The 7,628-nt window shown below is 35.5% G+C and carries 8 protein-coding genes and 1 other annotated feature; of the genes, 6 read left to right on the top strand and 2 right to left on the bottom strand.

Going from position 1 to position 7,628, the window contains the following annotated elements; all coding sequences use genetic code 11:
• Together AC220I_RS15130 and AC220I_RS15125 are read right to left on the bottom strand one after the other, a co-directional pair.
• The coding region (locus tag AC220I_RS15130) for a PilZ domain-containing protein (protein WP_486724693.1) at positions 1–518 on the bottom strand (518 nt) is incomplete at its 3' end.
• 498 nt (positions 519–1,016) lie between these two features.
• Entirely contained in the window at positions 1,017–1,640 is a 624-nt protein-coding gene (locus AC220I_RS15125; RefSeq protein ID WP_486724692.1) for an NUDIX hydrolase, read from the bottom strand.
• Between the two features lie 182 nt (positions 1,641–1,822).
• On the opposite strand from AC220I_RS15125, the gene AC220I_RS15120 reads away from it, so the two are divergent.
• The 6 genes from AC220I_RS15120 to AC220I_RS15095 all read left to right on the top strand — a co-directional run bounded on the left by AC220I_RS15120 (position 1,823) and on the right by AC220I_RS15095 (position 7,625).
• A complete protein-coding gene (locus AC220I_RS15120; RefSeq protein WP_486724691.1) occupies positions 1,823–3,580 on the top strand; it encodes an ABC transporter ATP-binding protein in 1,758 nt (585 codons plus the stop codon).
• A gap of 45 nt (positions 3,581–3,625) precedes the next feature.
• On the top strand, positions 3,626–4,135 hold the full coding sequence (locus tag AC220I_RS15115; protein WP_486724690.1) for a DUF2179 domain-containing protein: 510 nt from the start codon (positions 3,626–3,628) through the stop codon (positions 4,133–4,135).
• Positions 4,136–4,164: 29 nt separating this feature from the next.
• Positions 4,165–4,926: a 3-deoxy-7-phosphoheptulonate synthase gene (gene aroF, locus AC220I_RS15110; RefSeq protein ID WP_486724689.1), complete on the top strand. Its 762-nt coding sequence runs from the start codon at positions 4,165–4,167 to the stop codon at positions 4,924–4,926.
• Between the two features lie 109 nt (positions 4,927–5,035).
• Positions 5,036–5,262: a binding site (T-box leader), on the top strand.
• An 83-nt stretch (positions 5,263–5,345) separates the two neighbouring features.
• Positions 5,346–6,173: a transporter substrate-binding domain-containing protein gene (locus AC220I_RS15105; protein WP_486724688.1), complete on the top strand. Its 828-nt coding sequence runs from the start codon at positions 5,346–5,348 to the stop codon at positions 6,171–6,173.
• A gap of 4 nt (positions 6,174–6,177) precedes the next feature.
• Positions 6,178–6,864 carry an amino acid ABC transporter permease gene (locus AC220I_RS15100; RefSeq protein ID WP_486724687.1) on the top strand — a complete coding sequence of 229 codons (687 nt, stop codon included), beginning with the start codon at positions 6,178–6,180 and terminating at the stop codon, positions 6,862–6,864.
• Entirely contained in the window at positions 6,861–7,625 is a 765-nt protein-coding gene (locus AC220I_RS15095) for an amino acid ABC transporter ATP-binding protein (RefSeq protein WP_486724686.1), read from the top strand. Before AC220I_RS15100 ends, AC220I_RS15095 begins: the two co-directional genes overlap by 4 nt.
• The last annotated feature ends 3 nt before the right edge of the window (positions 7,626–7,628 follow it).

The following is a 7,628-nucleotide window of genomic DNA, read 5'->3' as shown; positions in this document are numbered from 1 at the left end:
GGATCAACTTCACTACTTTCCTTCGTGTTGGCATTGAAAGTGATGTCAAAGGTATCATCCTTGTACATCTGCATAGTTGTGAGTCCTCTCATACCCGTTGAACTAATATCCTTGGTGGTTATTTGATGGTCCTTGTCTTTATACTTAAAGCTATAGGTATTAAATATGTTAACCCTAAAGGCTTGTCTTCTCTGTACTTTGGTTGGGCTTGAAGCCGTCTTTAAAGTGATCGTATATAGATTGCCCTTGTGTTCTTTTGTGACCACACGACATTTGACGTCAAATGCATCTCTTTTTTCATCGGTCTGCATCGTGAAGGTAACTGTTATGAGGTCGTCTTCCTTGAAATTATAGAGTCTTCCATGATACATAGGCGCAATTATCTTAAAAAACCCATTTTCAAAGCCTGTTTCAATTACTGTTTTAAGTCTCAAAATGGCGGGCTTGTGATCTTCGTCTTCAATTGATATGGCGATCTCGACAGAACGTGATGGCAGTAAATATTCCTTTAAATCCATTATAAGCCCCCCTTTTTCTTTATTATATCATAGTTAAATAGACTTATAAATTAACAAAAAAATGTTTGAATATCAAAACATATGGGTAACATAATAATAAGAAAACCAGATGGTTTTTTTAATAGATTGGTTAACGGGACGTCATAGTAGATAGTGATCTATAGGAAATCAAGAAATGGAAAAAAAGCACTAAACTTAAGTATATCTTTTTTAACTCTATAACAAATCAGTTAGGAGGAATGCTTATATTTAATGGACTGAAACTCAAAACTGAATATTGGAAAAATCAACGTGCCGAAACCAGTTAATGGGCTTTCACTTAAATAAAGAGTGGGAGTCCATTTTTATGTTCAAAATATTGCAAATTGTTTTCACCATTAAAACCCAATAATCACAAACCCAATAATCACAAACCCAATAATTACAAATCCAATAATTACAAATCCAATAATTACAAATCCAATAATCACACGTCATAAGAAATGAAGGCTTTAAGATTTACATATCAATGTCATCGAGGAGTGTTATGAAATTTTGAGTCATTCTGGCAGTCAACCCCCATATAATATAATCGTCATAATGATAAAAAACAACCGGGTAAACTGTATTTTTAAAGTTATAGTCTTTACCATTAGGAATACTTGAAAAAGGAAAATCGTCAGGTAAAGACATTTTAGTTTGGATCTTATAAACTTGTGGTTCTAGAGTTTTAAGTTTAGATAGTGGAATTGTAAAGATGGTATCCACTTCGGACCTAGAAAAATCAATGTCTTCAAAGCTTCGAGAAATTTTACCCACATAGCAATGTATAATCATGTCAAAACTGGTTAGTATAGAATCAATTTGCCCTATGATGGTAACCTCATCTTCATTGAGATTGAGTTCTTCACAGGTTTCTCTAATAGCAGTTTCGCAGGATCTTTCAAGGGATTCAATCTTTCCACCAGGAAAACATATTTCACCAGGCTGGCTATTAAGGTGAAGGGCCCTTTTCTCAAAGAGAATGTGAAGTTCATCTTCTCTCTCAATTAATGGAATTAGAATTGAAGCTGCGCGCTTGACACCTGATTTATTAGGTTTTATACTTTGAATTTTTGAGTGTATTTTTGAGTATGGATTCATGTTTTTAAACCTCTACTTTAATGTTGTTATTAAGTAAATGTGATGAAATGTCATCATATTTTAATGGTAAATGAAAAATCAATCTATTATAATATAACACGTGGGCGATAATATTTCGATATACGGAATATTGTCATGATTTCTTTCTTTACTATACCACATTTTCGAAAGGGGTTGAAAGTATGATTCGCAATTTTATTAAGTATTATAAACCGCACCGTTTTCTCTTTACATTAGACCTGATGATTGCATTTTGCATGGCGACAGTTGATTTGATCTTTCCAATGTTTTCACGTGCCTTTATCAATGATTATATACCAAACAAGGACATGCAAAGCATCGTTTTTTATTCTATAATAATTATCGCACTTTATGTGCTTAAAATAGGTGGAAATTATTTTGTTGGCTATTATGGTCATGTGGTTGGTTCAAGGATTGAATTTGATATGAGGAGAGACTTGTTTAAGCATTTACAAACGCTTGAATTTTCTTTTTTTGACAACAATAAAACCGGACAGTTGATGAATCGGTTGACGGGCGACTTAAACGAGGTTACAGAACTTGCACATCATGGTCCAGAAGATCTTTTTATTTCACTCGTCATGTTAATCGGTAGTTTTGCTATTTTGGTTCAAATTCATTTTGGCCTAACTATGATTGTATTTTCATTCGTAATCATGACAGTGATCTTTTCTATTAAAATGAGAAAGTCCATGATGAAAACTTTTAGAAGTGTCAGACAAAAAACAGCAGATATAAATGCACAGCTTGAAAGTAGCATTTCTGGTATTAGATTATCAAAATCATTTGCCAATGAAGAATATGAGGTTGAAAAGTTTCATAAGACCAACTACGCCCATTTAAATTCTAGGCAAGATGCATTTAAAGCCATAGGGATGTACAGTGCTGGTAATGAGTTCTTTTTAAACATGATGAGTTTGTCTTCCATGGTAGCTGGGGGTATTTTTGTTTTTAAAGGTCTGATTAATTATGGTGATTTGCTGGCTTTTCTACTCTATATCGCTTTTTTTACCAAGCCAATTCGTTCCCTTATTCAGTTAACACAGCAGTTCCAATCCGGAATGGCAGGTTTTGAACGCTTCACTGAAATTATGAGTATATCTCCCAAAATTAAGGATGCTGCTCATGCTCAAACGCTAACAGATCTTAAAGGAAAAATTCGATTTGAAGGGGTATCTTTTAAATATGAAGAAAAGGGTGAAAACGTCTTAAATCAGTTTAATTTGGATATTGAAGTGGGTAAAACGATTGCACTAGTTGGACCATCAGGTGTTGGTAAAACAACTATTTCCATGCTAATTCCTAGATTTTATGATGTAACTGAAGGTAGAATATTGATTGATGATATGGATGTTAAGTCAATTGCCTTAAGATCCTTGAGAGAGAATATTGGCGTCGTACAGCAGGACGTGTTCATGTTCTATGGTACGATTAAAGATAATATTTCTTATGGTAAACCAGATGCGACACTTGAGGAAATTATTGATGCTGCAAAAAAAGCCAATATTCACGATTTTATTATGACGCTAGAAGAAGATTATGATTCTATGGTGGGTGAAAGAGGCGTAAAGCTCTCTGGTGGACAGAAACAGAGAATTGCAATTGCAAGGGTATTCCTAAAGAATCCGCCCATATTGGTGCTTGATGAAGCGACTTCTGCACTTGATAATGAAAATGAACTTGCAATTCAAAATTCAATTGAAGAGTTGGCTAAGGATAGAACGACAATTATTATTGCACACAGACTTTCAACGATTAAAAATGCGGATGAAATTTTGGTTATGGCTGAAAGTGGCATCGCAGAAAGAGGAAGCCATGATACTTTAATTGCAAAAGAGGGTCTATACTCGAAACTCTATAAAGCACAATTTAAGGGCTATATACCTGATGAAATTTCAAATGCTTTTACAAATGAATAATTTGTTGATAAAATACTGTTAGATTAAGGGATGAGAGGTATACTTATGATTTATATTGGAATAGTGCTGGCTAAAATTGTAGAAGTTTCCATGCAAACGGTAAGAATCGTTTTAATCACAAAGGGTGAAAGAAAGATTGGGGCTTTTATTGGTTTTTTTGAAGTATCCCTATGGTTAGTACTCGTGAGCACGGTTTTAAATAATATTATGGAAAACCCTTTAAAAATAGTAGCTTATGCACTTGGCTTTGCGCTTGGAAATTTTATAGGCAGTATGGTAGAAGAAAAAATTGGCATTGGATCTGCTGAAATTCAGGCAATTGTAAAAGCTGAACACGGTCCTATGTTATCTTCTGCTTTACGAGAGCAAGGGTTTGCTGTTACAATGATGAATGGTGAGGGTAAAAATCATCCAAGAAATATATTATTGCTTTATGTACCAAGAAAAAAAGTAAAGCGTTGTGTGGCACTTATTAGAGAAACACAAGAAAATTCAGTGATAACCGTTTCAGATAAAAAACCGATTTATGGTGGATTTGGAATGCTTAGAAAATAGACCTAAAATGGTTGAGAAAGGATGTCTTCATGAGGTTATTGACAGAAGATAGAGCCGTAAAGGTTTCCAGTTTTACGTTTGGTTCAAATTTCCCTATTGTGATTGCAGGACCCTGTTCTGTTGAAAGTAGAGAACAAATCATAGAAATCGCTAAAGCAGTTAAAAAGACAGGTGCTCACATGCTTCGTGGGGGTGTTTTTAAACCTAGAACAAATCCATATGATTTTCAAGGTCTCGGTATTGAGGGCTTGGAATTTCTATTAGAAGCAAAGGCGATTACAGGCTTGCCAATTGTGACGGAACTCATGGATGAACGCTTTTTAGATATATTCATAGACAAGGTAGATGTTATTCAAATTGGATCGAGAAACATGTACAATTATGCCTTGTTAAGAGCAGTCGGTGAAACTAAAAAACCCATATTGTTGAAAAGGGGCATTAGTGCCACCATTAAGGAATGGATTATGGCTGCGGAACATATTGCAAAAGCTGGTAATGATCAAATTATTTTATGTGAAAGAGGAATAAGAACCTTTGAAACATATACTCGAAACACTCTAGACTTAACGGCAGTTCCAATTATGAAGCGTGAAACTGGCTTGCCCGTTATTGTAGATCCAAGTCATGGTACTGGTCGAAGAGATTTGGTTGAAATTATGAGTAAAGCTGCAATTGCTTCAGGGGCAGATGGTTTGTTGATTGAAGCGCATACAAATCCTGAGATTGCCGTTTCTGATAAAGATCAGACTATTGACATTAATAGTCTAGACCGCATAATGCAAAGTCTGTAGACGAGAACAAGCTTTTACAGAAACTTTATATTTATTAAGTTGACATTTTCAATAAACAACTGTATACTAATTTTTAAGAAAACCTACTAAATTCGTAGGGTATAAAATTTCAAATGTGTTGAAAAAGGAAAGTAAGTTAAGCAAGTACTTACAGAGAGAACACTATTGGTGGAAGGTGTTTAGTGATGTTTAATTGAAGTGCCCTTTGGAGCAATGTACCGAAATTATAGTAGGCTACATCGGGATCTCCCGTTATAGAGATAGGGTATTAGGTACCTGAAAGAGGGCAGCTTGCCAATAAGAGTGGAACCGCGGAGCATAAGCTTCGTCTCTTGTATTTATACAAGAGACGAAGCTTTTTTTATGGTTTAAACACTAAGACACAAAGCAAATAATTCACAAGGACAAGGAGAAGGAAAATGAAATTAAAAGGGTCAAAAGAAATAGGCGTATTAAAAAGAAGTATGAGAACAAATACGAAGAAATCGCATAAGGCGATGGGCGTTTTAATGCTGATTCTAATATTAGTAATGAGCTTAACAGCTTGTAATGCTCAAGAAGAAACAAAGGCCAGTATTGCGACACTTATCATCGGAACTGAAGGCACTTATCCACCTTTTTCTTATCATGATGACCAAGGAAATTTAACTGGATTTGATGTTGAAATTGCAACTGAAGTTGCGAATCGCTTGGGATTAAAAGCAGAATTTCTTGAAACCAAGTGGGATGGCTTATTGGCTGGTCTAAATACAGGACGATATGAAATGGTAGCAAACCAAGTTTGGAAAAATCAAGATAGAGATGAAACGTTTACATTGACAGATGTCTACATGAAGACCAATGCTGTATTGGTTACTTATGAGGGTTCAGAGATTACTTCTCTTGATTCTGTTTCTGGAAAGAGAGCAGGTCATTCCTTAACAAGTGCCTATGCTGAAATCTCAAAAAGCAAAGGCGCAGAAATCGTAGGTATAGATACATTCACTGAAGCAGCAGAAAATCTAAAAAATAGAAGAATCGATTATACAGTGAACGACAAAGAAACGGTAGCCTATTATTTAGCCCAAAATCCTGATTCAAAATTAATGGCCTTCAATATGGACCTAGATATGGCAGAAGTTGTATTGGTATTACCAAAAACGGTTGACCCACAGCGCTTGGATAAGATTAATGATATTCTAGCTGAAATGAAATCAGATGGTACAATAGATGCATTGTATCAAAAATATTTTACAGAAATTGAGTGATAATATGTTTGAACAAATGACACTTCTTATGGAAGTCATTCAAAAATATGCAATAGGTCTCATGGGGCAACTTTTGAAAATTAGTTTGCCTTTGACAGCCATATCGTTTACGATCGGTCTAGTGATTGCCATATTTTTAGCCTTGATGAAATTGTCAAATTTTAAGGTGCTAAAATCAATTGCCTCCTTTTATATTTCAATCATCAGAGGCACACCCTTACTGGTACAAATCTTTATTATCTTTTATGGGCTTCCCAACGCTGGCATATTGATTGATTCGTATCCCTCTGCTATTCTGGCATTCTCCATTAACATTGGTGCATATGCCGCAGAGATTATTAGGGCTTCTATATTGTCAATTGATCATGGTCAATGGGAAGCCGCCAAGAGTATGGGGATGACTTATCCACAAACCTTGGTCAGGATTATATTACCTCAGGCAGCGAGAATTGCAGTACCCCCTCTTTCAAATTCACTTATTAGTTTAGTTAAGGACACTGCACTTGCTTCTATCGTTCTTGTTCCAGATATCTTTAGAAAAGCACAAGAAATAGCAGCCACTCAAACCCGATATATTTTGCCTATTTATATCCTTGTGGCCTTGGAGTATTGGCTTGTTGTTATTCTGTTAACCAAAATTCAAGATAGGATCGAAAAGCACTTAAATCGATATGTTGGGGGTCAATTATGATTTTAGCAAATAACTTATATAAACACTTTGGACATAAATCAAAAGTAGATGTTCTTAAAGGGATCAGCTTGAAAATTGAAAAAGGTGAGGTTGTGGTTATCTTAGGACCAAGCGGAAGTGGTAAGACGACCCTTTTGAGGTCGATAAACGCCCTTGAGATTCCTCAGAAGGGAATTGTGACAATAGATGGAATTTCCATTGATTATGAAAAAAAACCGTCTGAAAAGCAATTGAGACCCCTACGTGTTAAAACTGCTATGGTCTTTCAATCCTTCAATCTTTTTTACCATATGACAGCAAGTGAAAATGTTGCTGAGGGTTTGTTAATGGTTAAAAAAATGGACAGACGAGATGCAATAAATACAGCCAAGGCCATGCTCGATAAGGTTGGACTTACAGACCATTATGATTATTATCCATCAGCCTTATCAGGTGGTCAAAAGCAACGTGTGGCAATTGCCAGAAGTATTGCAATGGCACCAGAAGTTATTTTGTTTGACGAACCCACAAGTGCACTGGATGTGGAAAAAGTAGGTGAGGTCTTAAGGGTAATTCAAAAGCTTGCAGAAGAGGGGATGACAATGCTAATTGTCACTCACGAAATTGCTTTTGCTAAAGCGGTCGCAAATCGCATCTTGTTCATGGATGAAGGCATAATTTTGGATGATGTAAAGCCTTTAGAAATGCAAACAAATAAAATTTCAAAACGCTTTTCGGATTTTTTAGCAAACATGGGAAATGAAAAAATGCAACACCCTTAAGTG

This window comes from Fusibacter sp. (genome assembly GCF_057447755.1).
The sequence above is the reverse complement of the archived record's forward strand: the minus strand, read 5'-3'. Positions and strand labels throughout refer to the sequence as shown.

Excerpts from the sequence above, each read along its gene's own strand:
- AC220I_RS15095 (WP_486724686.1), top strand. The coding sequence starts at position 6,861 with ATGATTTTAGCAAATAACTTATATAAACACTTTGGACATAAATCAAAA.
- AC220I_RS15100 (WP_486724687.1), top strand. The coding sequence starts at position 6,178 with ATGTTTGAACAAATGACACTTCTTATGGAAGTCATTCAAAAATATGCA.
- AC220I_RS15105 (WP_486724688.1), top strand. The coding sequence starts at position 5,346 with ATGAAATTAAAAGGGTCAAAAGAAATAGGCGTATTAAAAAGAAGTATG.
- AC220I_RS15125 (WP_486724692.1), bottom strand. The coding sequence starts at position 1,640 with ATGAATCCATACTCAAAAATACACTCAAAAATTCAAAGTATAAAACCT.
- AC220I_RS15115 (WP_486724690.1), top strand. The coding sequence starts at position 3,626 with ATGATTTATATTGGAATAGTGCTGGCTAAAATTGTAGAAGTTTCCATG.
- AC220I_RS15120 (WP_486724691.1), top strand. The coding sequence starts at position 1,823 with ATGATTCGCAATTTTATTAAGTATTATAAACCGCACCGTTTTCTCTTT.
- aroF (WP_486724689.1), top strand. The coding sequence starts at position 4,165 with ATGAGGTTATTGACAGAAGATAGAGCCGTAAAGGTTTCCAGTTTTACG.